Origin of the sequence: Pseudomonas sp. HMSC076A11 (assembly GCF_001810205.1) — a bacterium.
GTDB lineage: Bacteria > Pseudomonadota > Gammaproteobacteria > Pseudomonadales > Pseudomonadaceae > Pseudomonas > Pseudomonas aeruginosa.
Genome location: NZ_KV800297.1, coordinates 30,551 through 54,037, shown reverse-complemented (window position 1 = coordinate 54,037; position 23,487 = coordinate 30,551). Strand labels below are relative to the sequence as shown.

General features: G+C 69.3%; 19 protein-coding genes. 6 read left to right on the top strand and 13 right to left on the bottom strand.

Annotated features, from left to right (window positions below; all coding sequences use genetic code 11):
- Window positions 1–82 precede the first annotated feature (82 nt).
- The 9 genes from HMPREF2716_RS12230 to HMPREF2716_RS12190 form a co-directional block, all read right to left on the bottom strand.
- Window positions 83–1,432 carry a coiled-coil domain-containing protein gene (locus tag HMPREF2716_RS12230; protein ID WP_023517746.1) on the bottom strand — a complete coding sequence of 450 codons (1,350 nt, stop codon included), beginning with the start codon at window positions 1,430–1,432 and terminating at the stop codon, window positions 83–85.
- The gene (locus HMPREF2716_RS12225) at window positions 1,429–7,725 is read right to left on the bottom strand and encodes an AAA domain-containing protein (RefSeq protein WP_023517745.1); all 6,297 of its coding nucleotides are present in this window, start codon (window positions 7,723–7,725) and stop codon (window positions 1,429–1,431) included. The genes HMPREF2716_RS12230 and HMPREF2716_RS12225 overlap by 4 nt, the downstream gene beginning before the upstream one ends.
- A 14-nt stretch (window positions 7,726–7,739) precedes the next feature.
- Window positions 7,740–8,378, bottom strand: a complete 639-nt coding sequence (locus tag HMPREF2716_RS12220; protein ID WP_003090610.1) for a 4Fe-4S single cluster domain-containing protein — start codon at window positions 8,376–8,378, stop codon at window positions 7,740–7,742.
- Window position 8,379: 1 nt separating this feature from the next.
- Entirely contained in the window at window positions 8,380–10,263 is a 1,884-nt protein-coding gene (locus HMPREF2716_RS12215; RefSeq protein WP_079279898.1) for an AAA family ATPase, read from the bottom strand.
- Window positions 10,264–10,451: 188 nt separating this feature from the next.
- Window positions 10,452–11,399: a Dyp-type peroxidase gene (locus HMPREF2716_RS12210; RefSeq protein ID WP_023086103.1), complete on the bottom strand. Its 948-nt coding sequence runs from the start codon at window positions 11,397–11,399 to the stop codon at window positions 10,452–10,454.
- Between the two features lie 88 nt (window positions 11,400–11,487).
- The gene (locus HMPREF2716_RS12205; RefSeq protein WP_014602770.1) at window positions 11,488–12,027 is read right to left on the bottom strand and encodes a hypothetical protein; all 540 of its coding nucleotides are present in this window, start codon (window positions 12,025–12,027) and stop codon (window positions 11,488–11,490) included.
- 74 nt (window positions 12,028–12,101) lie between these two features.
- The gene (locus HMPREF2716_RS12200; protein WP_004344335.1) at window positions 12,102–12,380 is read right to left on the bottom strand and encodes a hypothetical protein; all 279 of its coding nucleotides are present in this window, start codon (window positions 12,378–12,380) and stop codon (window positions 12,102–12,104) included.
- A gap of 29 nt (window positions 12,381–12,409) precedes the next feature.
- Window positions 12,410–12,802 (bottom strand): GFA family protein, encoded by a 393-nt coding sequence (locus HMPREF2716_RS12195; protein ID WP_070621903.1) that lies wholly within the window; start codon window positions 12,800–12,802, stop codon window positions 12,410–12,412.
- A 31-nt stretch (window positions 12,803–12,833) separates the two neighbouring features.
- Window positions 12,834–13,313, bottom strand: coding sequence for a VOC family protein (locus tag HMPREF2716_RS12190; protein ID WP_003090600.1), 480 nt, complete (start codon window positions 13,311–13,313; stop codon window positions 12,834–12,836).
- A 168-nt stretch (window positions 13,314–13,481) separates the two neighbouring features.
- Between HMPREF2716_RS12190 and HMPREF2716_RS12185 the strand changes: the two genes are divergently transcribed.
- The 3 genes from HMPREF2716_RS12185 (at window position 13,482) to HMPREF2716_RS12175 (ending at window position 16,026) form a co-directional block, all read left to right on the top strand.
- Complete coding sequence (locus HMPREF2716_RS12185; protein WP_023099485.1) at window positions 13,482–14,021, top strand: sigma factor-like helix-turn-helix DNA-binding protein; 540 nt, start codon at window positions 13,482–13,484, stop codon at window positions 14,019–14,021.
- A gap of 2 nt (window positions 14,022–14,023) precedes the next feature.
- Entirely contained in the window at window positions 14,024–14,959 is a 936-nt protein-coding gene (locus HMPREF2716_RS12180; protein ID WP_023517743.1) for a FecR domain-containing protein, read from the top strand.
- 428 nt (window positions 14,960–15,387) lie between these two features.
- Window positions 15,388–16,026, top strand: a complete 639-nt coding sequence (locus HMPREF2716_RS12175) for a DUF6348 family protein (protein WP_019726403.1) — start codon at window positions 15,388–15,390, stop codon at window positions 16,024–16,026.
- Between the two features lie 205 nt (window positions 16,027–16,231).
- Here the strand turns inward: HMPREF2716_RS12175 and HMPREF2716_RS12170 are convergent, their stop codons facing one another.
- Together HMPREF2716_RS12170 and HMPREF2716_RS12165 are read right to left on the bottom strand one after the other, a co-directional pair.
- Window positions 16,232–16,918, bottom strand: a complete 687-nt coding sequence (locus HMPREF2716_RS12170; RefSeq protein WP_023517742.1) for a type 1 glutamine amidotransferase domain-containing protein — start codon at window positions 16,916–16,918, stop codon at window positions 16,232–16,234.
- Window positions 16,919–17,017: 99 nt separating this feature from the next.
- A complete protein-coding gene (locus tag HMPREF2716_RS12165; protein WP_003110523.1) occupies window positions 17,018–17,506 on the bottom strand; it encodes a MerR family transcriptional regulator in 489 nt (162 codons plus the stop codon).
- A gap of 232 nt (window positions 17,507–17,738) precedes the next feature.
- Between HMPREF2716_RS12165 and HMPREF2716_RS12160 the strand changes: the two genes are divergently transcribed.
- Complete coding sequence (locus HMPREF2716_RS12160; RefSeq protein ID WP_003116692.1) at window positions 17,739–18,569, top strand: alpha/beta fold hydrolase; 831 nt, start codon at window positions 17,739–17,741, stop codon at window positions 18,567–18,569.
- Between the two features lie 127 nt (window positions 18,570–18,696).
- Window positions 18,697–19,932 carry an NADH:flavin oxidoreductase/NADH oxidase family protein gene (locus tag HMPREF2716_RS12155; protein ID WP_017149125.1) on the top strand — a complete coding sequence of 412 codons (1,236 nt, stop codon included), beginning with the start codon at window positions 18,697–18,699 and terminating at the stop codon, window positions 19,930–19,932.
- A 14-nt stretch (window positions 19,933–19,946) separates the two neighbouring features.
- Here the strand turns inward: HMPREF2716_RS12155 and fdxA are convergent, their stop codons facing one another.
- Complete coding sequence (fdxA, locus tag HMPREF2716_RS12150; RefSeq protein ID WP_023517741.1) at window positions 19,947–20,285, bottom strand: ferredoxin FdxA; 339 nt, start codon at window positions 20,283–20,285, stop codon at window positions 19,947–19,949.
- A gap of 16 nt (window positions 20,286–20,301) precedes the next feature.
- Window positions 20,302–22,611, bottom strand: a complete 2,310-nt coding sequence (locus HMPREF2716_RS12145; protein WP_003090579.1) for a molybdopterin oxidoreductase family protein — start codon at window positions 22,609–22,611, stop codon at window positions 20,302–20,304.
- Between the two features lie 353 nt (window positions 22,612–22,964).
- Between HMPREF2716_RS12145 and HMPREF2716_RS12140 the strand changes: the two genes are divergently transcribed.
- Window positions 22,965–23,444, top strand: a complete 480-nt coding sequence (locus HMPREF2716_RS12140; protein WP_003090577.1) for a winged helix-turn-helix transcriptional regulator — start codon at window positions 22,965–22,967, stop codon at window positions 23,442–23,444.
- The last annotated feature ends 43 nt before the right edge of the window (window positions 23,445–23,487 follow it).

The window sequence follows — 23,487 nt, the reverse complement described above, 5'->3', positions numbered from 1 at the left end:
GGCAGGGTAGCGAGGGGGCATCCAGGGGTCAAGCGATGGGCTGCCCGGATCGAATGCCTCGCCGAGGCGCCAGCTGGCCTCCTCACAACCCCCTCTGCCGCAGCGCCCCCATCTCCCGCTGCTCCTCCTCGCCAATCTCCTTCAACGCCACTTCCCCCACTCCCAGCGCGCGTTCCACGCTGAGTTCGCCGCCCAGGGCGGCGAGCAGGGCCTGGAGGCGTTGGAATTCGCCGCACCAGAGGGTTTCGATGTCGCGGTCGCGCTGGCTGTCGCGGTTGGCGTTGAGGGCGACGGCGCGCAGTTGCAGGCGGCCGTTGTCGGCCTTGCCGCCGACTTCCAGGCCGTAGCCGGGGGTGGCGGGTTTGCGCAGGACGACCCTGCCGGTCTGCGCCCAGGCGGTGGCCATGCCTTCGCGGACTTCGTAGCCGAGGCTGGCGAGGCCCTGGAGCACGGCCTGGCGGCGGGCGAGGGCGGCCTGTTGCTGGAGGTGGGCGGTGAGGATGGCGTTGCATCGCTCGGTGAGTTCGGCGAGTTGCTGCGGATCGCTGTCGGGCTGGCAGGCGGCGGCGCGCTGGAGCAGTTCGGCGTGTTCGGCGGCGCCCAGGGCGGCGACTTCGCTGGCGAGGACTTGCAGGTGTTCCAGGCGCTGGCGTTGCTGCTGGTGTTCGCGGGCGGCCTGGGCGAGGTCGAGGACCAGGCTGTCGAGCAGCAGGTTGCGGCGCTCCGGGCGCTGTTCGGCTTCGGCGCGGGCCAGTCGCTCGAGGAACGCTTGGGCGCTGGCCTCGCCTTGCAGCAGTTGCAGTTCGGCGATGTGCCGGTCGATGCGCGCCAGGCGCTGTTCGCGCGGGGCGTCCTGTTGCTGGCGGGCGCGCCACTGTTCCAGGGTGATGGGCGTTTCGTCGGTCTTCAGGCGCTGGGCGAGTTCGTGCTGGGCTGCGCTGAGGCGTTCCTCGGCGGGGGCGCTGGCGAGGGCGGCGAAGCCTTGGGCGAGCAGGGCTTCCGCGTCGTCGCGGAGGGCGCCGTCGGCCAGCGCTTGCAGGGTTTGCCGGAGTGTCGCGCTGGCGGCATCGGGCCTGGCGTCGAGGGCCTGGAGCAGGGCGCTGGCGTTTTCCTGGAGGCGGCGGTGTTGCTGGCGCGTTTCCGCGGCCTGGCGGATGGCGCGCTCTTCGCGTTCGGCGAGGTCGCGCTTGAGGAATTCGCTTTCGATCTTCACCTGTAGTTGCACGTCCAGCCAGCGTTCCTGTTCGAGCAGGGCGTGCAGGCTGGCGCGGCGGGCGTGGGCGGCGGCGCGCTCGGCGTCGCTGAGCTGGGCGAGCCGGCTGGCCTGGTTTTCCCAGCGCGCGAGGGCCTTGTCCAGGCGTTGCAGGTCGCGCTCGCAGGTGGCGATGGCTTCTTCCCGGGTGACGATTCGTACGACTTTCGGTCCGCTCATTGGGAGGCCTCCGCTGCTGCCGTGGGATGGGTTTCCGTGCTGGGCGCCAGGGCTTTCTCGATGGCGGCGCGCAGCCGTGCGCGTTCGTTGTCGCCGTCGTGGTACCAGCCCTGGGAGGAAACCCGGTGGAGGTGCGGGATCGCCCGTCGCAGCACCGAGGGGCGCCAGATTTCCCGGGCGCGGGCGCGTTCCAGCAGCGGGTGGCAGGGGGCGTCGCATTCGATGCCGATGGCGTAGAGGCCGGTGGCCGGGTTCTCGATGGCGAAGTCGAGGCCGAAGGCGTCGCCTTCGCTGGCGGGCGCGGCGGACCAGCCCAGCGAGCGGATATACTCGCCGACGATCTCGCTGAAGCCGTCGTGCCGCTGGTAGTGCTGGCGGCGCTGGTCGCTGCGGTCGGTTTGCAGGCGCTCGAGCAGCTGGCCGGTGCCGGCGAATTCGCCGGCGGACAGTGCGCGGGCGTATTCCAGGTAGCCTTGCAGGTAGTCGCGCGGGCTGCTCGGCGAGCGCTGGGTGCCGAGCATGTCGGAGATGTCGCCGATCGGCATCGAGGTGATCATCACCACCTTGCGCCGCGCGCGGGTCACCGCCACGTTGAGACGGCGCTCGCCGCCGGTCTGCCCGAGCACGCCGAAGTTGCGCCGGAAGCTGCCCTGGCCGTTGCGGCCGAAGGTGGAGGAGAAGACGATCACGTCGCGCTCGTCGCCCTGCACGTTCTCCACGTTCTTCACGAACACGCCCATGTCCTCGCCGTCTTCGCTGCGCTCGCGCTCCTCGCTGTAGGCGGCGCGGAACGCCTCGTCCTGCTCGGCGCGCAGTTCCAGGCGCTCCTCGATGAGGTCGGCTTGCTTGCGGTTGAAGGTGACCACGCCCACCGACGGCCGCGCCGCGTAGGGTTGGCGCCAGAGTTCGGCGAGGTAGTCGACGACTCGCTCGGCCTCGCGCTCGTTGCTCTGGTTCTGGTACAGGCCGTTCACCTGGATCAGTTCCAGCGGCTTGATGCGCAGGATGTTGGCCTGCGGATGGCGTACCGGCACGCTCAGGCGGTTGCCGTAGAACGAGGCGTTGGAGAAGCCGATCAGCTCGCGGTAGGCCGAGCGGTAGTGGATCTGCAAGGTGGTGCTGGGCAGGGCGTTGCGCGCCAGTTGCAGGAGGTCCGGGCAGTCCTTGATCTCGCGGCGGTTCCAGGTGTCCTCGTAGGCTTCGCGCTGCTCCTCGTCGGCGTCCTCGTCGGGCGCTTCGCCGTCGAACAGTTCGGCCTCGTCGCTTTCCACGCGGCTGGAGAAGAACGCGGTCGGCGGCATCTGCTTCTCGTCGCCGCTGACCACCGTGACCCGCCCGCGATAGAGGGTCGGCAGGGCGAACTCCACCGGCATCTGCGAGGCTTCGTCGTAGATCACCATGTCGAACAGCCCGGCCTTGAGCGGCAGCACGCGGCTGGCCAGGTCGGGGTTCATCAGCCAGACCGGGCGCAGGCTCATCAGGCCGAGTTCGGCGCCCAGCTCGATGAACTCGCGCAGGCGCCGCGAGCGCTTGCCGGTCAGGCGGGTGACGTCTTCCCACTGCTTGCGGCTGCCCAGGCGCGCGGCGTCGATTCCCTTGCCGAGCAGTTCGCGGTTCAGCGCGCGCATCTGCACGTCGGCTTCGGCGAGGCTGGCGACCCTGGCCCTGGCTTCGTCCTGGCTGAACAGCAGTTCCGGATTGTCTTGTTCCAGGCGCTGCTTCCAGCCCAGCCGCGCTTCGCGATTGAGCATGCGGCGCACCGTGGCTTCGAGTGCTTCGGCGGGAATCGCGTCGAGTCGTTCCTGGCGCTGGCGCAGCAGGGCCAGGAATTCCAGCTCGGTGGCTTCGAGCTGGCCGGCGCGGCCACGGAAGCGCTGGTAGGCGACCAGTTGCGGCAGCGCCTCGCGCAGGCGGCCGAGGGCCGGCAGGTTGCTCTGGTTGCCGGCGATGGCGCGGTGCAGCTGTTCCAGCAGTTCGTCGCCGAGCCAGTCGGCGAGCACCTTGAGTTTGTCCAGGCTGAGCTGGCGTGCGGCCTGGCGGATCAGCGCGGCGTCGAGGTCGCCGAGCAGCGCTTCGAAGCGCTGTTTCTCGCCGGTGAGGATCACCGCGTCGAGCTGCTCGGCGCGTGGCGCTTGGGCCAGGCTGCGAGCCAGGACCTGGATCTCGCGCAGTTGCTGGCTGGCGCTGCCGGCCAGGCCGGTCAGTTCCGGACCGGCATCGGTGGCGACTGTCGCCAGCCCCAGGCTCTGTTGCAGCGCCGCCAGTTGCCGGCGCAGCGGCCGCCACTGGCGCTCCAGGCCGCAGGCGCCGAGGAGGGCGGCCAGGCGGCTGTCGTCGTCGGCCTCGCCGTGCTCGCGCAGGAAACGCCGTAGGCGGCCGCGCCGCAGCAGGCGCAGCGGGTTGAGCCGGGCCAGCCAGGTGCGTGCCTCGAGTACCTGGCGGGCGTGGGCCTGGAAGCGTTCGAGGTTGTTCTCTTCGAGCATGGCGAGGGCAGGAGACAGCAGCGGCGCGTGCCGTTCGAGGTCGAGCTGGCGCAGTTGCCGTTCGATCTGCTCGGCCTCCGCCAGCAGGCCGTCGCCACGGCTCGGCTGTCCTGGCGCGGCGTCGCGGAACAGCGGCAGCCAGTGGGCCAGGCGCTGGCGCTGCTCCTCGCGCAAATTCAGCAGGGTACCGACCTGGCTTGCCAGCCAGGCGCGGTAGGGCGTCGGGTCGTCGACCTCGAAGCTCGCCGGGTGTTCGTCGAGGGCTTTCTGCCGGGCGTTCTCCGCTTCGCCGAAGGCGCGCAGGCTGTCGGCGAAGGCTTGCAGGGTGGCCTGGTCGGTGGCGAAGGCGCGCAGTTGCGCCAGCGGGCTGCCTTCGTAGCGGGCCGGTAGCCAGAGGCGGACCAGCGGCGCGCAGTTTTCCTCCAGGCGCGCCAGGCTGCCGATGTCCAGCGCCGCCAGGCGCTGGCGCAGGGCCGGGAAGTCCAGCGGCGGCGAGCCTTTCTCCAGCTCGATCAGTTCGCCGAGCAGGCGCCGGTAGCTCAGCCCGGTGGCCTCGTCCACGCGGTGCAGGCTCTGGTGGTAGCGGTCCAGTTCGCCTTCCAGCGCCTCGATACGCGCCGCCAGGCGCTCGCGCTGGCGCTCCCAGCCCTGGGCGCCGCCGGCGTCGGCGAACAGCGCTTCGAGCTGCTCGCGGATGTTGCGGATCACCGGTTCGCGGTCGCGGTTGACGTCGTTGAGCATGACGATGCGCTGGCCCAGGCCCTCGGCCACCAGGCGCTTGTGTACCACTTCCAGGGCGGCGTGCTTCTGGCAGACGATCAGCAGGCTGCGCTGGCGGCCGATGGCGTCGGCGACCATGTTGACGATGGTCTGGCTCTTGCCGGTACCGGGCGGGCCTTCCACCAGCAGCCCCGGGCTCTGCCGGGCCTGCAACACGGCGGCCTCCTGGGACGGGTCGCTGGCCACGGTGAAGTAGCGCTGCAACTCCGGCGGGCTCTCGCGGGCTTCCGGCTCGCCGTTCTCGCGCAGGCGCAGCGCGGTCTCCAGGCCGGTGCCGGAGGGCGGCAGGCTCTTCAACTGGCGCAGGTCCTCGCCGATCGCCTGGCCCATGAAGGTGACGTGGAACAGCACCGCGGCGCAGGCCAGTTGGTCCTGGTAGGGCGTGACCTCGGTGGAACTCGGCGGCAATCCTTCCAGCACCCGAGCACGCGGGGTGGCGAGCAGGCCGAAGGCATCCATCACGTCGGCGGCGCGCAGCGCGGAGCGGCCGAGCAGTTCGTCGGCGACCTTGCGCCAGCGCTTGCACGGCTCGGGGCCGAGCAGGCTTTCCAGGGCCGGGTTGAGGCGCACTTCCTCGCGCTCGCCGTCGAAGGCCAGCGCCACCTGGCCACGGCTGCCGACTTCCAGCTGCAGCTTCAGCGGCCACAGCAGCAGCGGCACGATGCGCGTGCGGGTGGTGCCGCGCGGGTCGCGGTTGAGCAGGAAGGGGAAGCCCAGGTAGAGGCCGTCGATGCCGGTGTCACGCTTGTACAGCGAGCTTTGCCGGGACAGCGCGTTGAGCCGCACTTCCAGTTGCGGGTTGGCGAGGAAGCTGTCCGGGTCGAGGCTCACCGCGCGGGCGTTGCGTTGCAGCAGATGGTCGAGCAGGGCGGCGGCGGGGCGTCGCGCGCTGTGCAGTTCGTTGAGGTCGATGCGTGGGGTGCTCTTGCCGATGCTCATGCGCACCAGCGGCCCGCGCATCACCGCGGCGACCACTTTCTTCTCGAAGAAATCGAGGATCTGCGACACGTACTGCTGCTTCTGCGGTTCCAGCCACTGTTCCGGCGGGATCGCCAGCAGCACCAGGACCCTCGCCAACGGCATGCGCCGCTCCAGGCGGAACTGCTCGGCCCATTCGTCGACCCTGGGCACGCCGCTGCGGGCGAAGCCGCTGATGCGTTCGTCGACGCGGCGGTACAGCTCCTGCCGCGAGTGCTGCAACAGGCCGCGCGCGGTCTCCGCGTCGAACAGGTGCACATCGGCGTCGCGGGCCAGGCCGGCGGCTTCCTCGACGATCGCCTCGGCGGCACGGAACTGGCCGATGTTGGCGCTGAGCAGGACGATCAGGTCTTCCTCGGCGATCACCCGGCGCTCGGCCAGGGCCAGCAGGCCGGGGTGCTCGGTGTCCGGCAGGAGGCGCTGGCGCTCCTGCCACTGCGCGGCGAGGCGCGCCCGCGAGGTCGACAGCAGGTAGATGCGCAACTGTTCTTCGGCGAGTTCGATGTGCTGGTGCAGGGCGCGCTGGCGGACGTTCTCGGCGCGGGTCTTGAGCCGCGACAGCCAGCTTTCGGTGTGCAACTGTTCGAGCAGGTCGGGCACCGAGCCGCTGATCAGCCGGTAGCCCTCCAGCGGATGCTCCAGCAGCCAGCCGGGGGTGACGATCTCGCCGCGCTGGATCAGCGGGATTTCCGGGTTCAGCAGCTTGAGCGCCAGCATCAGCCGGAAGTCGTCCTCCAGCCCCTCGTGCTGGGCCACCTGGCGCAGGCCGGCGAGCAGCCTGGGCGACAGGCCGATGTGCTCGGCCCAGGTGACGATCGCCCCGCGCAGCAGGTGGTCGAGGGCCTCCGCCCAGTGCTCGGCCTGGGCCGCGGCCAGGGCGAAGACCGTCGGCTTGCGGAAGCGCCGTGCGCCGAGGGCGATGCTGGCGCCTTCGGCGTCGTCCTTTTCGCTGTCCGCCGAGGCCGGCGCGTCCACCGCCTCGCCGTTCAGCCAGGCCTGTACCTGCGGCCACTGCCAGCGCTGGTGGCGGTCGCGTGCAAGCAGGCCGCGCAGCAGCAGGTGCAACTGCGGGTCGAGGTCGTCGGGCAGCGCCACGCCGTTGGCCAGCACGTGGATCAGGAAGGCGTTGGCGTTGACTCCTTCGAAGCAGGAGCCGCGGGTCAACTGCTCCAGCAGGATCATGCCCAGGCTCCACCAGTCGGAAGCCGCCGCCACGCCGCCGGCGATCGCCTCGGGGGCCATGTAGCGGCTGGTCTCCAGCGGCGAGACGATATCCAGGTCGAACTCCGACAGGCGCGCCGAGCCGAAGCCGCTGATCACCAGGTCCAGCGGCTCGTGGCTGCGCACCAGCAGGCTGGCCGGGCGCAGGTCGCGGTGGCGCAGGCCGGCTTCGTTGAACACGTGCAGGGCGTGGCCCAGCTCGCGGACCACGTGGCGCACCGCCTCGCGGTCCTCCAGCACGGTGCCGAGGTCGGCGAGGCTGCCGCCGGTGAGCTCCTCGACCACTTCGTAGGCGCGCTCGTCCCAGCGGCCGGTGGCGAGGATTTCCGGTACGTGTTCGCGCGGCAGGCGGCGGATCACGTCGTAGATCGCCGGGTCCGGCTCGGCGCCCGGGCGATACAGGGTGAGCACCGCCTGGCGGGCGCTTTCCGCGTGTTCGGCCAGGTAGCGCTCGCGCACGCCGTCGCTGCTGGCGATCTGCCGCAGCAGACGCCAGCCGTCGATCAGGGTTTCCGTGACGGCGGGCTGCGGCGTGGCCTCGGCCTGCATCGGCAGCGGGCCTTCGGCCGGCGCGGCGCCGCACTCCAGGCACATCAGGTCGCCGGGTTGCAGCGGGTGGCCGTTGGCGCAGAGCGGGGCGGACGCCGCTGGCGGCTCGCTGGCGGGCGGCGCGATGGCTTCCTGGGTCAGCACCGGCTGTGGTCGCCAGCCGGCGGGATGGATGGCTTCGGCGGAAAGGTCCCAGCCGCAGGGCTGGCCCTGGATCGAGCCTTCGCAGAAGATTTCCGAAAGCGAGCGTTCGCTCTGGCAGTTGGGGCAGAAACGTATCATCGGTATCGATCCATTCAGCGCGGCCGATGGGCGCTGACGCTAAGTTGGTGGCCCTGTTCGCGCAGCAGGTCCTGTAGCCGCAGCAGGTCGTCGCGGCGCGGGATGCCGGCCATCCACACGCTGCCGTCATGGTCGAACATCAGGTCGAGGGCCTTGTCGTCTTCGCGCAGTGGCCGCTGGTAGCCGCCGAGGCGCGCGCGGCCGAGTTCGGTGAGCAGGCTCAGGCGCTGGTTGTCGCTGCCGCGCAGGGCCAGGCTCTGTTCGGCGTGCTGTTGGTAGGGGTCGCTGATCAGCGCGTCGATCAGCCCGGCGGCCTGTTCCAGTTGCGCGTGCAAATGCTCCAGCGGGTAGCCGCTGTAGACCAGGATGTCGGCGCGGCTGCGCTGGCGCAGTTCGCCGAGCAGGGCGAGGAGGGCAGCGAACTGCTCGAAGGGTTCGCCGCCGGAGACGGTGATGCCCTCGGCCTGCTCCAGCCATGGCTGGATGTCGGCGAGCAGGCGTGCCAGGGCGATGCGCCGCCGTCCCGGCCCCCAGGTATCGGCGGAGATGCAGCCGGGGCAGCGGATGCTACAGCCCTGGAACCAGATGCCCAGGCGCCGTCCCGGGCCCAGGGTGGTCACCGGGAAATGCACCCGCGACAGGCTCAGTTCCATCTCAGCGGCGTTCCAGGGTCAGGCCGTCGGCGTCCAGGGCGCTGATCAGGAAGCGCTCGCCCGGCTGCGCGTCCTGGTCGAACAGTGCCCGCGACAACGGGTTGAGCAGGCGCGCTTCGAGCTGGTTGCGGATGCCGCGGCCGCCGTTGGACAGGTCGCCCAGGCAGAGGTCGTGCAGCGCCTGGCGCGGCGCCTCGGCCAGTTCGATGACGAGGCGCTGCTCGCGGAGGTCGGCGAAGGTGCCGTCGACCATCTGGGTGAAGATCTGCTCGGCGACGTCGGCGCGGATGAAGTCGAAGACGATGATGTTCTCGCCGATCCGGTTGAGGATTTCCGGGCGGTTGAGAACCAGCTTGAAGTAGCGCTCGATCTCGCCGTGGACCTTGCCCTGCACCGCCTCGAAGGGCTCGCCGGGGAGCACGTTGGCGACCCGTTCGCCGTTTTCCCCCTGGCGGTAGATGCCCAGGTTCGAGGTGAACACGATCAGCGCCTCGGAGAAGTACACGCGATCGCCGCGCCCGGAGGTGAGCACGCCGTCGTCGAGGATCTGCAGGAACTTGTCGAGGATCCGGGGGTGGGCTTTCTCGATCTCGTCGAAGAGCACCACGCTGAAGGGTTTTTCGCGGATCGCGTTGGTCAGTTCGCCGCCGACGTCGTAGCCGACGTAGCCGGGCGGCGCGCCGATCAGGCGCTGGTCGGCATGCTCGGCGCTGAACTCGGACATGTCGAAGCGGATGTAGGCGCTCTCGTCGCCGAACAGCAGGCTGGTGACGGTCTTCGCCAGCTCGGTCTTGCCGACCCCGGTGGGCCCGGCGAGGAAGGCCACGCCGCGCGGGCGGTTGCCCTTGCGGCTGGCGCCGACCCCGGTCATCGCGCGCTTGACGATGTCCAGCATGTGGGTCACCGCGTGCTGCTGGCCCTTGACCCGGCGGCGGACGATCTCGTCGGCCTGGCGGATGCGCTGGCGGTCGATCTTCAGCCAGGGGTCTTCGGTGACGCCGACCTTGTAGCGGCGCACGGCGTCGGCGATGCGTTCCATGGCCAGGCCTTCCACGCGCGCCAACTGGACGATGGCGTTGAGATCGAGGAGCAGCAGGCCTTCGGTGTTCTCGACGAAGGTTGCGGCGGCCTGTTGCAGGGCCTCCTCGGCGACGCCCGCGCCGCCGAGCCCGCGGAGCAGCGCCGGGGCCAGGGCCCGGCGCGCCGGCTGGTCGGGCTTCGACACCGGGATATGGCGCAGGCGCGGGTTGTCCACCAGCAGCCAGTCGGGCAGGTCGCCTTCCTTTTCCACCACCCACAGCACGCTGTTGAAGAACGGTTTGCGCTGTTCCCCGGCGGGACGGCTGCGGGCCTGGTGGGAGAGCACCAGGGCCTGGGTGAACAACTGGTGCTCGGCGGCGCTCAGGGCGTCGTTGCGCACCGCCAGGCGCGAGGCGAAGTCGACGATCAGGGCGATCGGCTCGCCGCTACGGTTGACCAGGCGTTGCAGGGTCGCGCCGAGTAGGTCGATGCCGGCCGGCGCGGCGCCGTCCACCGGGGTCAGGCCGAGGTCGAGAAGCACCTGCGCAGTGGCCCCCGCCTCGCTGCCCGGCCGGCCGAGCACGCGGAACCCGGCCAGCGGATCCCAGGCCAGCACCTGGGCGTAGCCGGCGTCCAGCAGGGCGTCGCCGAGGGTCTGGTTGAAGCTCTGCGCGGTGACCGTACCCGGCACCACTTCGCAGGCTTGCAGGTCGCGGATGTTCCCGGAGAGGACGAATTGACTCTTGAGGGGCAGGAAGCGCAGGAGGTCGCGCAACCAGCGTGGCTTTTCGAACAGTGCAGTCCCTGGCATCGATAGTCGCTCACAGCGTGTGTCGTGGCCACAGCATATTGCCCCGAGGGCCATGTCTCCAACCCTGACCTCGCCGGAGGCGACGAAACCTGCCAGTCAGGCGTGCGCTGCGCGGGTGGCCTTTCCTCTGCCCGGCTCGGGCGCACCCTCGTTCCACCCATGCTCCGCAGGGAATCCGCGCCGCCCGCTGGCACTTGGCGCAGGCGCCGCCGCATGCCGGCGGAGAGAGCGGCACCCGCCGCCTACGGAGCCTTGTCGGCCAGTGCCTCCAGCAGGTCGGCGGAAGGTACGAAGAACAGGCTGCCGGTCACCGCCCTGCTGTAGTCCAGCAGGCGGTCGTAGTTGCCCGCTGGACGGCCGACGAACATGTTCTCGAGCATTTCCTCCAGTGGCTGCGGCGAGCGCGCGTAGCCGATGAAGTAGGTGCCGAACTCGCCGGAGCCGGGACGGCCGAAGGGCATGTTGTCGCGGAGGATCTTCACTTCCTCGCCGTCCTTGACCAGGGTGGTCAGGGAGCTATGCGAGCAACTCGGCTTGAGCGCTTCGTCCAGCTCGATGTCGGACAGCTTGGTGCGGCCGATGATGCGCTCCTGCGCCTCGGTGGTCAGGCCGTTCCAGCCGGCCATGTCGTGCAGGTACTTCTGTACCAGTACGTAGCTGCCGCCGGCGAAGTCCGGGTCCTCGTCACCGACCAGGGTATGGCGGGCGACGTCGCGACCGGTCGGGTTCTCGGTGCCGTCGACGAAGCCGACCATGCTGCGCATGTCGAAGTAGCGGAAGCCGTGGACCTCGTCGACCACCTTGACCGCTGTGCCGAGCCGGCCGAGCAACTGGGTCGCCAGTTCGAAGCAGAGGTCCATCTGTTCGGCGCGGATGTGCAGCAGCAGGTCGCCCGGGGTGGACACGGCGACCCGCTCGCCGCTGCCGATCTCGCGGAAAGCGTGCAGCGACGCCGGGCGCGGCGAGCCGAACAGGCGTTCCCAGGCGGCGGCGCCGAAGCCGGTCACGCAGGACAGGTCGCCGCCCGGCACGCGCTTGCCGACCGAGCGCACCAGCGCCGCGATGTCGCCGCACAGGGCGCGCACGGTGGCGGCGGGTTCCTCGCCTGGCGCCAGGGTCGCGACGAGGAAGATCGCGCTGCGGGTGATCGGGCTGTCGACCGCTTGGGGTACGGGGGATTCGTTGGCCATCCGGGTGTGACCTCATCGAAGCTGGAAAGGCGAGCCTAGCAGAGTCGGAGCACGCTCTGGCTGTCCTCGATCAAGGCCTGCCCGGGGTTCAGCCGTCGTAGCTCCGGCAGCCCCAGCGGAACGCCTGCGCCGCCGCCTCGATCCCGCGCCCGATCACCAGGCGCGGCGGGCTTTCGTCGAGGCCGGGACGCGGCGGCAACGGACGGCTGTAGAGCACCTCCAGCTCGCCGAAACCATCCAGCGCGGCGCGTTCCGCCGGGTGCGGCGTCGCGCCCTGGCGCCGGGCGAAGTCTTCGAGGTCGCCCTCGGCGTAGGCCATCACCAGCACGCCGCTGTCGCCGCGTACCCGCACCGCGTTCACCAGGCTACCGTCGATGCGCAGCGGGGTGGCGAAGCGGTAGAGCAGGTCGAGGGTCTCGCCGGGCGCGCGATCCAGCACTTCGACGCCCTCGGCGCGCAGGCGCTCGGCGGTTGCGCGGTCGCGGCCGTCGGGGAAGTCGCCGCGGCAGTGCAGGGCGTCGGCGAACAGCGCGGTCAGGTTCGGTGCTGGCGGGGCAGGGGACGTGCAGGCGGCCGGCAGGAGCAGCGCCAGGCCGGCGGCGAGACGGAACAGGTAGGGGCGGGTCATGTAGCCTTCCGTTGGCGGACAGTGCGGTGGGAGAAATTGCCAGCAGACGCTTCCGCGATACTGGCGGCCTGCGCTCAGAGCAGTACGGGCAGCGCGTCTTCGCCCAGCCCCGCTTCCCTCAATCGAGCCCTGGCCCTGGCGGTCGCGCGCACGGCGTCGAGGTCGCAGCAGAGAGGAATATAGACCGGATCGAAGCCTTCGAGCACCAGGTAGGTGGAGGCCTGGCCGCGGGCATTCAGGTAGGCGTTGAAAGCCTGGTCGGCCGGGCGCAGAAAGACATCGCACCAGTACGGCAAGCGCTGCGCGAAGAGCGCCTTGGCGATCTCCAGGTGCTCTTCGAACAGTTCGTCCATGCTGCCTCCCTTCTCCTGCTGGAACAACGTCACTCTTCGCTGCGTCCGTCGCCTTCGCGATCTCTTTCATAGTGCCGTGCCAGCGGAAACGCCGGCAACCAGCCCTCGCGGCGGACGGTCCAGAGTTCGTAGGTGGGCTGGAACCGGTCGGGAGTGTCGAGGGCGCCGAGGCTGACCTCGATCTCGTCGGCGCTGCGCGAGAACACCGAGGAGCCGCACTGCGGACAGAAGAAACGCCCGGCATAGTCGCGGGTCTCGCCTTCTATGCTCACCGCCTCCTCGGGAAAGATCGCCGAAGCGTGGAATAGCGCGCCGTGGTGCTTGCGGCAGTCGAGGCAGTGGCAGAGCCCGACCCGGTAGGGGCGGCCGCTCGCCACCAGGCGGACCTTGCCGCAGAGGCAGCCGCCGGTGAATCGATCCATTTCGTGACTCCTTTGCAAGGCGTTGGGGCGTTCAGCCCTTGAAGGCCTTCTCTATGGTGGCGATATCGATCCTGCCCATCGTCATCATCGCCTCGAAGGCGCGCCTGGCCGCCGCGCGGTCAGGGCTGGCGATGGCTTCGCTGAGTACGCGCGGGGTGATCTGCCAGGAGATGCCCCACTTGTCGCGGCACCAGCCGCAGGCGCTTTCCTCGCCGCCATTGTCGACGATAGCGTTCCACAGGCGGTCGGTCTCGGCCTGGTCGTCGGTGGCGACCTGGAAGGAGAACGCTTCGCTGTGGCGGAAGGCCGGGCCGCCGTTGAGCCCGAGGCAGGGAATGCCCATCACCCGGAACTCCACCGTCAGCACGTCGCCCTCCTTGCCGGAAGGGTAGTCGCCGGGCGCACGATGGACAGCCAGCACGGCGCTGTCAGGAAATGTCTCGGCGTAGAAGGTCGCGGCCTCCAGGGCGGCACTGTCGTACCAGAGGCAGATGGTGTTCTTGCTGATCATGGCTGGGTCTCCATGGGCGGGGGCGACCGTGGAAGTCTAGACCTGCGGGCGTTTCGAGCCGTGCTGGGCGCCGAACGGTGGCGCTGCCGGGCGATCGCATGCGCAGTTGCAGTTCCGCTTCGGGCGTAAATAGAATGAGACTCATTATCATAAGTGTCGTGGACTGCCATGCTCCCTCCCGCCAGCCCCCATCCACCGCAAGAAGAACGGCCAGTGTGCCCGACGGCCTCGATAGGCAAACCCCGCGTCGAGCATGGAAGCCGGCTCCGGCAATGGCTTCGCCTGTGCCTGGGCAATGCCCAGGATGCCGCCGATTTCGCCCACGGCACCTTCGTGCGCGTGTTCGCCTCGCGTAGCGCCGAGGCCCTCCGCGAACAGTGCTGCTACCTGAGCGCGAGCGTCCGGGCGCTGATGAGCGACAGCTTCCGCCGCTGCGCCACCGAGCAGGCCTATCTGGACAGCCTGGCCGCGCGGCCGGAGCCGCTGGACATTCCAGCGCAAACGCGACTGTCGATCCTGGAGACCCTGACTGCCATCGACCTCGCCCTCGACGGCATGGGCGAGCGTACCCGCCAGGTGTTCCTCGCGGTACAGCTCGAAGGGCTTACCTACAGGTCGGCCGGCGAGCGCCTGGGCGTCTCGATGACCACCGTGGAGAACCACATGGTTCGCGCCATGACCCGCTGCCTGTTGCTCTGCAAGGACTGACCATGGAACTGGAGATCGAGGTGCTGGAGGCCGCCGCCACCTGGTACGTGCGCTTCGGCGCGGAACCGCCGAACGATGGCGAGCGCCAGGCCTGGCGCGAATGGCTGGAGGCCGACCCGCGACACCGTCGGGCCTGGGAGCGTATCGAGCGCTTGCAGGGCCAATGGGCGGTGCTGCCGGTGGAGACCTCCCTGCACACGCTGGCAGGCGTGCGTGCGCGGCGCCGAGCGCTGCTCAAGACGCTCGCCCTGCTGGCCTGCGCCGCGGGTAGCGGCTGGCTGGCGAGCGGCGGCCTGTCTTACCGTGCGCTCCTCGCCGGGGAGCGCACGGGCGTCGGCGAACGCCGCCAACTGCGCCTGGCGGACGGTACCCGGGTCGACCTGAGCAGCGCCACCGCGCTGGACCTGGCCTACGACGAAAGCCTGCGCCAGGCGTACCTGTGGCGGGGCGAGATCCTCGTGGAAAGCGCGCAGAGCGCTCGCCCGTTCCTCGTGCACACCGCACAAGGCAGCGTGCGCGCGCTGGGAACCCGTTTCAGCGTGCGTTGCGAGGGGCCGCGCACGCGCGTTTGTGTCCTCAGCCATGCAGTGGAGCTACGCCCGTTGCAAACGCCGACCCGGCCGATGCGCCTGCCAGCCGGCCAGCAGGCTCTCTTCGACGAGCGACGCGGCTACTCGTCGACGCCCTTGCGCGAAGGCGAAGGCAGTTGGACGCAGGGCGTGCTGACGGTGGTGGACTGGCCGCTGGGCGAGTTCATCGCCGAGCTGTCCCGCTATCGCGCCGGGGTGTTGCGCTGCGCCGCCGAGGTGGCGGAGCTGCGCCTTTCCGGCACCTACCGCCTGGACCGGATCGACGCGGTCCTGCAAAACCTGGGCAAGTCGCTGCCCGTGCGCGTGCGCTACCTGACGCGTTACTGGGTCACCGTCGAGTCGGTCTGAAGGACAGACGCAGAACAACGTCGCGGGCTTGCCGATGGTCATTCTTGTTCGGCCAACACATGAAGCAGCCGCGGACGTTGCCAAACAGAAAAATCTGATGTCGCATTCCCTTCCGGGTTCCTGCGCACTACGTCCGGCTCATCGTTACCGATGCGTTTCCCTGCCTATGCGCCCGAGTTCTCGGCCAGGGCCTGGGAGGGTGCTTCGGCCCGACCTGTCCCACGCCTGCGCCAGACCAGCCAGGTGGACGAGGCCCCGCTCGCAGCAGCGACGGCAGGAGGGCTCTTGGCTGTCGCTGCGCCAGCGTGACGAAGCTGGCGGCGCCGAGGATTCCGATCTGCGCTACCCTATGCCGCGTTTCGCCCGGCCTCGCCGGGCTTTCCGGGCAGCGCCTCGGCGGCGCGCCCTCGACCATGCAAGGACAACCCATGGAAGCGGTCTCCGTCTCGCAGCATCTGGCTGCTCTGTTCGAATCCCACCGGATCGAGTGCGTCGTGCACGGCGAATGGGTGGCGCCAGCCGGGCGGCTACCGGCGATCCGCGCCACCTGGTATGCGGGGGAGAAGACCGGACGGCTGGATGTCGACGTGCTGCTGGAGGACGAGCGCCAGTTGCAGGAAGCCTTCGCCGGCATCGGCAGCGGCGAGGACGGCTTGCAGGACGCGTTGCGTAACTTCGCCTCCAACTCTTTCCACGTGCTGCTTTCCGCGCTCTGGGGCCAGGCCGAGGAGGACCAGGTGATGGTGGAGACCTGGGAGGTCGGCGAGCGGCGTTTCGAGGTGCATATCGGCAACCTCGGCCTGCGCGGCGCCGAGGGCAAGGCGCCGCCGCTGCCGGCCGGGCTGTTCCCGAGCATCGAGCGGGCGATCCGCGCCGAGCCGCTGGACGCGCGCCTGCACTGGTTCCGGCATTTCTTCTGTGCCTTCGGCAACCAGCGCACGGTGGAGGCGCTGTTCGACAACCAGCCGTGGGAGGCCGGCATGCAGAACCTGGCCGCTCTCGACTGGCAGGATTCGCAGGGTTACTACAGCGTGCGCAACTTCCTCATGCTCAAGCCGCTGGCGTAGGCCGCCGCGTCGCGCAGCCCGCAAGGCGTCGATGGCGGCTCCATTCCTGTCAGGTCGCCCTTCGACGAGTTCGACCCCTACCACACGACCAGCACTGCGACGATCCTGCGGCCCCTGGCCGACGGCACGATGCAGATGTCGTTCTTCATCGGCAAGCGGCGCCACGACTTCCAGATGAGGCGCGCGCAGGACTGACGCGCCGCGTTCAGCCGAGCAGGGCGGCCACCTGCTCGGCCGTGGCCTTGGCCGACTGCGGGTTCTGCCCGGTGACCAGGCGGCCGTCGACCACCACCTTGCTGGTGAACGGCAGCAGGCTTCTTTCGTAGAGCGCGCCGCGTCGTTTCATTTCTTCCTCGACGTTGTACGGCACCTTGCGGGCGACCCCGGCGAGCACTTCCTCGATCCAGGAGTAGCCGGTCAGGCGGCGCCCGGCGACCAGCAGGCGGCCATCGTCCAGGCGTGTGTTGAGCAGGCCGCAATAGCCGTGGCAGACCGACGAGACGATGCCGCCGCGCTGGTAGATCTCGCGGGTCAGGCGCTGCAGCCCGGCGTCGTCGGGGAAGTCCCACATCACGCCGTGGCCGCCGGTGAAATAGATGGCGTCGAACGCCTCCGCGTCGACCTGTTCGGGGGCGGCGGTGTCGGCCAGCAGCGCCAGGCGCGCCTCGTCGGCCAGCCAGGCCTTGGCGCTGGCGTCGGCGTGGGGCCAGCCGAGGGCGCGCGGCTCCAGCGGCGACTCGCCGCCGCGGGGGCTGACCAGGCGTTGCTGGTAGCCCCGGGCGGCGAAGATCTCGTAGGCATGGGTCAACTCCGACAGCCACAGCCCGGTGGGCTGGGGCGGATCGGCATAGTGGGCGACGTTGGTGACGACGTGCAGGACGCGCTTGGTCATTGCGTTGACCTTCCTCGGTGAGTGATCCCTTCGGCAGCCGGTTTCGGCAGGCTGTCCGGGTGGGTTGGCGTCACTCTAAGATTCAAGTCGACTTCAAGGTCAAGCGTCGGAAAGCCGCTGCTCCGCCGGCGTGGAAGAGGCCCCCCGCGAGCGGGTTTGCCGTGGACGCCCGACCGTCTGTGGAGGGCCTTCCTCGCGCAGGCGCTCCAGCACGCGCTGGGTGTTTTCCGTGCACTGCAGGCCGTCCGGCTTGTTCTCGATGCTTTCGATGGCCACCAGCAATTGTGCCTTGTTCTGTTCCAGGCGTCGTTGCAGGGCCTCGATCTCGGCCACCTTGCGGCGCAAGCCTTCGAGCAGCTCGCCGTGCTGCCAGGCGCCGTCGCCGCTCGGCAGCAGGCGAGCGATCTCCTCCAGGGAGAAGCCGGCGCCCTGGGCGCCGGTGACCAACTCCAGGATCCACACGGTATCTGCCGCATAGTCGCGGTAGCCGTTGGCCTTGCGCTGCGAGCGGATCAGGCCGCTGGCCTCGTAGAAGCGGATGCGCGATGTCGCCAGGCCGGTGAGCTTGGCCAGTTCGCCGATTTTCATGTCGCACCTCGAAACGCGTTGACCTTCAAGCCTACTTCAAGCCTAGGGTGGTTTCACGGCCGGGCGACGAACTCGCCTCCATCGACGGGTTCGCCAGGCCGCATGGGCGCTACCGCCGGTCGCGTTTTCCTCGTCCAGGCGGCGCAACGCAGGCGGCTTTCTACTCTACACAGGGGACGGCGGCCGCAGGGTGGCGCCGTTGCCTGCATCCACACCGATCGGGAGAAGCGACATGGGTTACGTGACAACGAAGGATGGCGTCGAACTCTTCTACAAGGACTGGGGGCCGCGCGACGCCCAGGTGATCTACTTCCATCATGGCTGGCCACTGAGTTCCGACGACTGGGATGCGCAGATGCTGTTCTTCCTCGCCGAGGGCTTTCGCGTAGTGGCCCACGACCGCCGTGGCCACGGTCGTTCCAGCCAGGTCTGGGACGGCCATGACATGGACCACTACGCCGACGACGTGGCGGCGGTGGTCGAGCGCCTCGGGGTGCGCGGGGCGATCCATGTCGGCCATTCCACCGGCGGCGGCGAGGTCGTCCACTACATCGCCCGCTATCCCGACGACCCGGTGCCGAAGGCGGCGATCATCAGCGCGGTACCGCCGCTGATGGTGAAGACCGAGGGCAATCCGGGCGGCCTGCCGAAGAGCGTCTTCGACGATCTCCAGGCGCAGCTCGCGGCCAATCGCGCGCAGTTCTACCAGGACATTCCCGCCGGCCCGTTCTATGGCTACAACCGTCCCGGGGCGCAGCCCTCGGAAGGGATCGTCCGCAACTGGTGGCGGCAGGGCATGATGGGCGGCGCCAAGGCCCACTACGATGGGATCGTGGCCTTTTCCCAGACCGACTTCAGCGATGACCTGAAGCGCATCGACATCCCGGTGCTGGTGATGCATGGCGACGACGACCAGATCGTGCCCTACGAGAATTCCGGCGTACTCTCGGCGAAGCTGTTGCGCAACGGCACGCTGAAGATCTATCCGGGGTTCCCGCACGGCATGCCGACCACCCAGGCCGAGGTGATCAACGCCGACCTGCTGGCCTTCATCCGCGGCTGAGCGCGCCGGGTGCTGGGGGCGCGCTCCCGGCACCCGGTCAGGGCCCGGGCGGCGCGGCAAAAAAAGCGTTGACCTTGAAGTCGACTTCAATCTTATCGTCGGGCCACTGTCCTCATGAGGTAGGCCCATGAACCTGTTCGACACGCTGACGCTTCCCAACGGCTCGACCATTCCCAATCGCCTCGCCAAGGCCGCCATGGAGGAGAACATGGCCGATGCCGCGCAGGCCCCCTCCGAACGCCTGATGCGCCTCTACCAGGCCTGGGCCGACGGCGGCGCCGGGCTGCTGATCAGCGGTAACGTGATGGTCGACAGCCGTGCCATGACCGGCCCCGGCGGGGTGGTCCTGGAAAACGACGCGCAACTGGAGAAGTTCCGCCGCTGGGCGCGCATCGGGCGTTCCGCCGGCGCGCAGTTCTGGTTGCAGATCAACCATCCCGGCCGGCAGATGCAGGCCAATCTCGGCCAGCAGGCCTGGGCGCCCTCGGCGGTGCCGCTGGAACTGGGCGGGATGTCCAGGCACTTCGCTACGCCGAAGGCGATGGACGAGGCGATGATCGCCGAGGTGATCCAGCGGTTCGCCCGCAGCGCCGGCCTGGCCGAGCGGGCCGGCTTCAGCGGGGTGGAGATCCATGCCGCCCACGGTTACCTGCTCAGCCAGTTCCTCTCGCCGCTGAGCAACCGCCGCAGCGACGCCTGGGGCGGCTCCCTGGAGAATCGCGCGCGCCTGCTGCTGGAGATCGTCCGGGCGGTGCGCGCCGAGGTTGCCCCTGGCTTCGCGGTGGCGGTGAAGCTGAATTCCGCCGATTTCCAGCGCGGCGGCTTCAGCGCCGACGATGCCCGCGAGGTGGTACGGATGCTCGATGGCCTGGGCATCGACCTGGTCGAGCTGTCGGGCGGCAGCTACGAGGCGCCGGCCATGCAGGGCGAAGCGCGCGACGGGCGGACCCTGGCCCGCGAGGCCTACTTCGTCGAGTTCGCCCGCGACATCCGCGCGGCGGCGCGGATGCCGGTAATGGTCACGGGCGGCATCCGCCGGCGGCCGGTGGCCGAGCAGGTGCTGGCCAGCGGGGTGGACATGGTCGGCATCGGCACGGCGCTGGCGATCGAGCCGAACCTGCCGCGCGACTGGCGCGCCGGCAAGGACTCGGCGCCGCAGTTGCGGCCGATAACCTGGAGGAACAAACCCCTGGCCTCGCTGGCGAACATGGCCGCGGTGAAGTTCCAGTTGCGCAAGCTGAGCCGGGGCAGGGCGACCAACCCACGGGTGTCGCCGCTGTGCGCGTTGCTCGCGCAGCAGGCCGGCGCGCTCCTGCAGACCCGCCGTTACCGGCGGCTCATGCGTTCGCGCGCCGAAGCCTGAGCACCGTCAGCGCCTCAGGCGCCGTTGCGGTCGAGTTCGGCCAGCTTGCCCGGCAGGCCGAACCAGGCGTCGTGGTCGTCGGGCGCCGGCTTCTTGCGGGTGATCTGCGTCCAGTTGGGATGCGCGGCGAGTTCGCCATTGAGGGCGATGAACTGCCGTTGCCCGAGCGGCACCTCGTCCTCGGCGCGAATCGCGGCGACCGGGCATTCCGGCTCGCAGAGCGCGCAGTCGATGCATTCATCGGGGTGGATGACGAGGAAGTTGGGGCCTTCGTAGAAGCAGTTCACGGGACAGACTTCCACGCAGTCGGTGTGTTTGCAGCGGATGCATTCTTCCAGCACGACGAAGGTCATGATCGTCCTCCCTGGCTCAGGCGTTCGTAGCGGCGGGCGTCGCCAGCCGTTCCAGGCGCGCCGGCACGTACTTGTGCCAGGGCGTGCCGGCGAGGAAGTCGCGCTGGGTGCAGTCGGTCACCTCGTTGGGCGCCACGCCCCGGCGCACCACCTCGCCCTCGGCGTTGCGGTAGTCCAGGCCCTGGCCGTTGGGCAGGGAAATATTGCCCGGCTGCATCATGTCGCTGATCTCCACTTCCGCCTCGACGTCGCCGCGGCGGGTCACCACGCGCAGCACCTCGCCGTCGGCGCAGCCCAGCGCCTCGGCGTCCTGCGGGCTGATGCGCAGGGTGCCGTAGCGCCCGCGGCGGTGCCAGCCGGTGTCGCGCACGGCGGTATTGCTGGTGTCGCTGCGCCGCTCGCCGGCGGCGAGGATGAACGGGTAGGCCGGATCGTGGGGTGGCGCGCTGTGGGCGAGCTTGGCCAGTTCCGGCAACAGTTCGGGGATGTGCAGGTTGATCCGCTGTTCGGGACGGGCGACGGCCTGCCAGCTTTCGGCGTAGGTGGTTTCGGCGAAGACCACCCCGGACGGGTTGTCGAGCATGGCCTGGAACAGGCGGTCGGCGGCCAGCGGCGGCAACCCGTCGAAGCCGGCGCGGGCAGCGGTCTTGCGGTTGTTCAGCACGTGCAGTTGGCAGATGCCCCAGATCGCCGCGGCCGCTTCCATGCCGGCGGGCAGGGTCGGGCCGAGGGTACGGTAGAGCAGGACCGGCGCGTATTTCATGACCTTGGGGCGGGTCGCCGCGGCGGCGAGGAAAGCCGCCGAGAACGCCTTGCGCCCGAGCTTCAGGGCCAGGCGCAACGGCCGGTAGTCTTTCTCGCCGAGCACCCCCATGGCTTCCAGCAGGCGGGCGTGGATCTCCGCTTCCGGCAGGGTGCCGGGGCGCGCCGGGAACAGCGGCGCGCGCAGGTGGAAGGCGTTGCGCGGGAATTCCAGGTTGAAGAAGGTCGCCTCGGCCTTTTCGAACTGGCTCGCCGCCGGCAACACATAGTCGGCGTGGCGCGCGGTCTCGGTCATGGCCACGTCGATCACCACCGACAGCTCCAGGGCGCGCATGGCTTCGCGCATGCGCTGGCTATCGGCCAGCGAATGCAGCGGGTTGCCGGTCTCCACCAGCATGGCGCGATAGCGCTTGGGATGGTCGGTGAGGATTTCCTCTGGAATCACGTTGCAGGGAATCAGGCCGATGATGATCTTGGCATTGGCCACCGGGCTGCGCTTCTCGACGCGTGGCGCGCCCTTCTTGCCCATCGAGGTATCGCCCTTGCTGGCCTTGGACAGCGAGAGGAAGGGCACGAAGGCGTTGCTGGTGCCGGGGCGCCCGTAATGGCCGGTGAGCAACCAGACCAGGCGTTGCAGGTAGCTGCCGAGGGTCGAGTGCAGGTTCATCTGCATGCCCAGGTCTTCCAGCGCCGATACGCTGCTGGCGCTGGCGATCCGCCGGGCGGCGGCGCGCAGCTTGTCTTCCGCCACCCCGCAGGTCTCGGCGCAGTAGGCCACTGGGATGGCGTTCAGTTCGTCGACGATGTGCTCGTAGCCGCTGGTGTGCTCGGCCAGCCAGTCGCGCGCCAGCAGCCCGTCCTGGACGATGATCCCGACCAGCGCCGCCAGGCACCAGGCGTCGGTGCCCGGACGGATCTGCAGGTGGAAGTCGGCCAGGGCGGCGGTTTCGCTCAGGCGCGGGTCGATCACGATGATCGAGCGTGCGGGGTCCTTGGCCATGGCGTTGAGCAGCACGCGGGCGCGGGCGAAACCATGGGATTGCCAGGGATTCTTGCCGATCAGGATGGCCACCTCGCAATGCTCGAAGTCGCCGTGCACGCCGGTACCGAACATCTTGCCCTGGACCCAGAACTCGCCGGTCTTTTCCTGGGCCAGGGCGTTGGAGCGGTACTTCACCCCGAGGGCCTTCAGCGTGCTGTCGCCGTAGGCGCCGCCGAGGTGGTTGCCCTGCGCGCCGCCGCCGTAGTAGAGGATGCTTTCGCCGCCATGCCTGCGCTTGATGGCGAGGAATTTCTCCGCCACCTCGCGGATCGCCGTGTCCCAGTCGATGGCTTCGTAGCTGCCATCGGGGCGCCGGCGCATCGGCGTGTCCAGGCGGTCGGCGCCGTTCTGGTAGTAGTCCATGCGCTGCGATTTCTCGCAGACGTAGCCCTGCGAGGCGGGGTGGTCGTCATCGCCGCGGATCTTGCTGATGCGGCCATTCTCGGTCTGCACTTCCAGCCCGCAGTTGAGGCTGCAGAGGATACAGGCGGTCTTCTTCCATTGCGGGGACGGCGTAGTCACGGTGTGTTCCTCGTTGTTGTCGTTGCCGGCGCAACCTGGGGCGCACCCCAGCCGTGCGGGCTTCGTTCTTTCGGGACTGCCTGACGCTGTGCTGCAAGGACGACGCGCGGGCGGCACACGGAACCCCGTCGTATCGGCCTTTCCCTCTCATGCTCGACGCTTCTACAGTTCCGAATCGGAACTTACTATGCGGGCGCTGATATGGGACCCGTCCGTAGTGCTGGTTTGTCCGATCCTGCCAGGAGCGCGCCGGGTCCATGACCTTTTCGGCCGGATACTAAGTTCCAATTTGGAACTGGTCAAGCTCCGAAGCGGCCCCCTAGAATGGACGGAGGTTTTTCCGGGAGAACCCCATGAAATGGCAAGAAGTCGGCGAAACGCCCTGTTCGATGGCGCGCAGCCTGGCGATCCTCGGCGATCGCTGGACGCTGCTGATCCTGCGCAACTGCTTTCTCGGCATGCGCCGCTTCGATGAGTTCCAGGCCAGCCTCGGGGTCACCCGCCAGGTACTGGCCGACCGCCTGAGCCGGCTGGTGGAGGCGGGCGCGCTGAAGAAGGTGCCTTACCAAGAGCGACCGCCGCGCTACGAGTACCGCCTCACCGAGATGGGCCACGACCTGCATCCGGTGCTGCTGGCCCTGGCCAATTGGGGCGACCGCTGGCTCGACGAGGGCCGCGGCGCTCCGGTGGAGTACGTGCACAAGGCCTGTGGCCACAAGTTCCGGCCGACCATGGTCTGCCCGGAGTGCGGCGAGCCGGTGGGGTCGCGCGATGTGACGGCGGTGCCGGGGCCGGGGTTCGCGGCGATGGCTGGCAAGCTCGCGCAGAACTGAATCCGCGCGCGCTCTGCCAAGGGCGGGCCGCGACCCGCTCGGT

Coding starts and splice junctions, on each gene's coding strand:
- HMPREF2716_RS12230 (WP_023517746.1), bottom strand. CDS start 1,432: ATGAGCGGACCGAAAGTCGTACGAATCGTCACCCGGGAAGAAGCCATC.
- HMPREF2716_RS12225 (WP_023517745.1), bottom strand. CDS start 7,725: ATGATACGTTTCTGCCCCAACTGCCAGAGCGAACGCTCGCTTTCGGAA.
- HMPREF2716_RS12220 (WP_003090610.1), bottom strand. CDS start 8,378: ATGGAACTGAGCCTGTCGCGGGTGCATTTCCCGGTGACCACCCTGGGC.
- HMPREF2716_RS12215 (WP_079279898.1), bottom strand. CDS start 10,263: ATGGCCCTCGGGGCAATATGCTGTGGCCACGACACACGCTGTGAGCGA.
- HMPREF2716_RS12210 (WP_023086103.1), bottom strand. CDS start 11,399: ATGGCCAACGAATCCCCCGTACCCCAAGCGGTCGACAGCCCGATCACC.
- HMPREF2716_RS12205 (WP_014602770.1), bottom strand. CDS start 12,027: ATGACCCGCCCCTACCTGTTCCGTCTCGCCGCCGGCCTGGCGCTGCTC.
- HMPREF2716_RS12200 (WP_004344335.1), bottom strand. CDS start 12,380: ATGGACGAACTGTTCGAAGAGCACCTGGAGATCGCCAAGGCGCTCTTC.
- HMPREF2716_RS12195 (WP_070621903.1), bottom strand. CDS start 12,802: ATGGATCGATTCACCGGCGGCTGCCTCTGCGGCAAGGTCCGCCTGGTG.
- HMPREF2716_RS12190 (WP_003090600.1), bottom strand. CDS start 13,313: ATGATCAGCAAGAACACCATCTGCCTCTGGTACGACAGTGCCGCCCTG.
- HMPREF2716_RS12185 (WP_023099485.1), top strand. CDS start 13,482: ATGCTCCCTCCCGCCAGCCCCCATCCACCGCAAGAAGAACGGCCAGTG.
- HMPREF2716_RS12180 (WP_023517743.1), top strand. CDS start 14,024: ATGGAACTGGAGATCGAGGTGCTGGAGGCCGCCGCCACCTGGTACGTG.
- HMPREF2716_RS12175 (WP_019726403.1), top strand. CDS start 15,388: ATGGAAGCGGTCTCCGTCTCGCAGCATCTGGCTGCTCTGTTCGAATCC.
- HMPREF2716_RS12170 (WP_023517742.1), bottom strand. CDS start 16,918: ATGACCAAGCGCGTCCTGCACGTCGTCACCAACGTCGCCCACTATGCC.
- HMPREF2716_RS12165 (WP_003110523.1), bottom strand. CDS start 17,506: ATGAAAATCGGCGAACTGGCCAAGCTCACCGGCCTGGCGACATCGCGC.
- HMPREF2716_RS12160 (WP_003116692.1), top strand. CDS start 17,739: ATGGGTTACGTGACAACGAAGGATGGCGTCGAACTCTTCTACAAGGAC.
- HMPREF2716_RS12155 (WP_017149125.1), top strand. CDS start 18,697: ATGAACCTGTTCGACACGCTGACGCTTCCCAACGGCTCGACCATTCCC.
- fdxA (WP_023517741.1), bottom strand. CDS start 20,285: ATGACCTTCGTCGTGCTGGAAGAATGCATCCGCTGCAAACACACCGAC.
- HMPREF2716_RS12140 (WP_003090577.1), top strand. CDS start 22,965: ATGAAATGGCAAGAAGTCGGCGAAACGCCCTGTTCGATGGCGCGCAGC.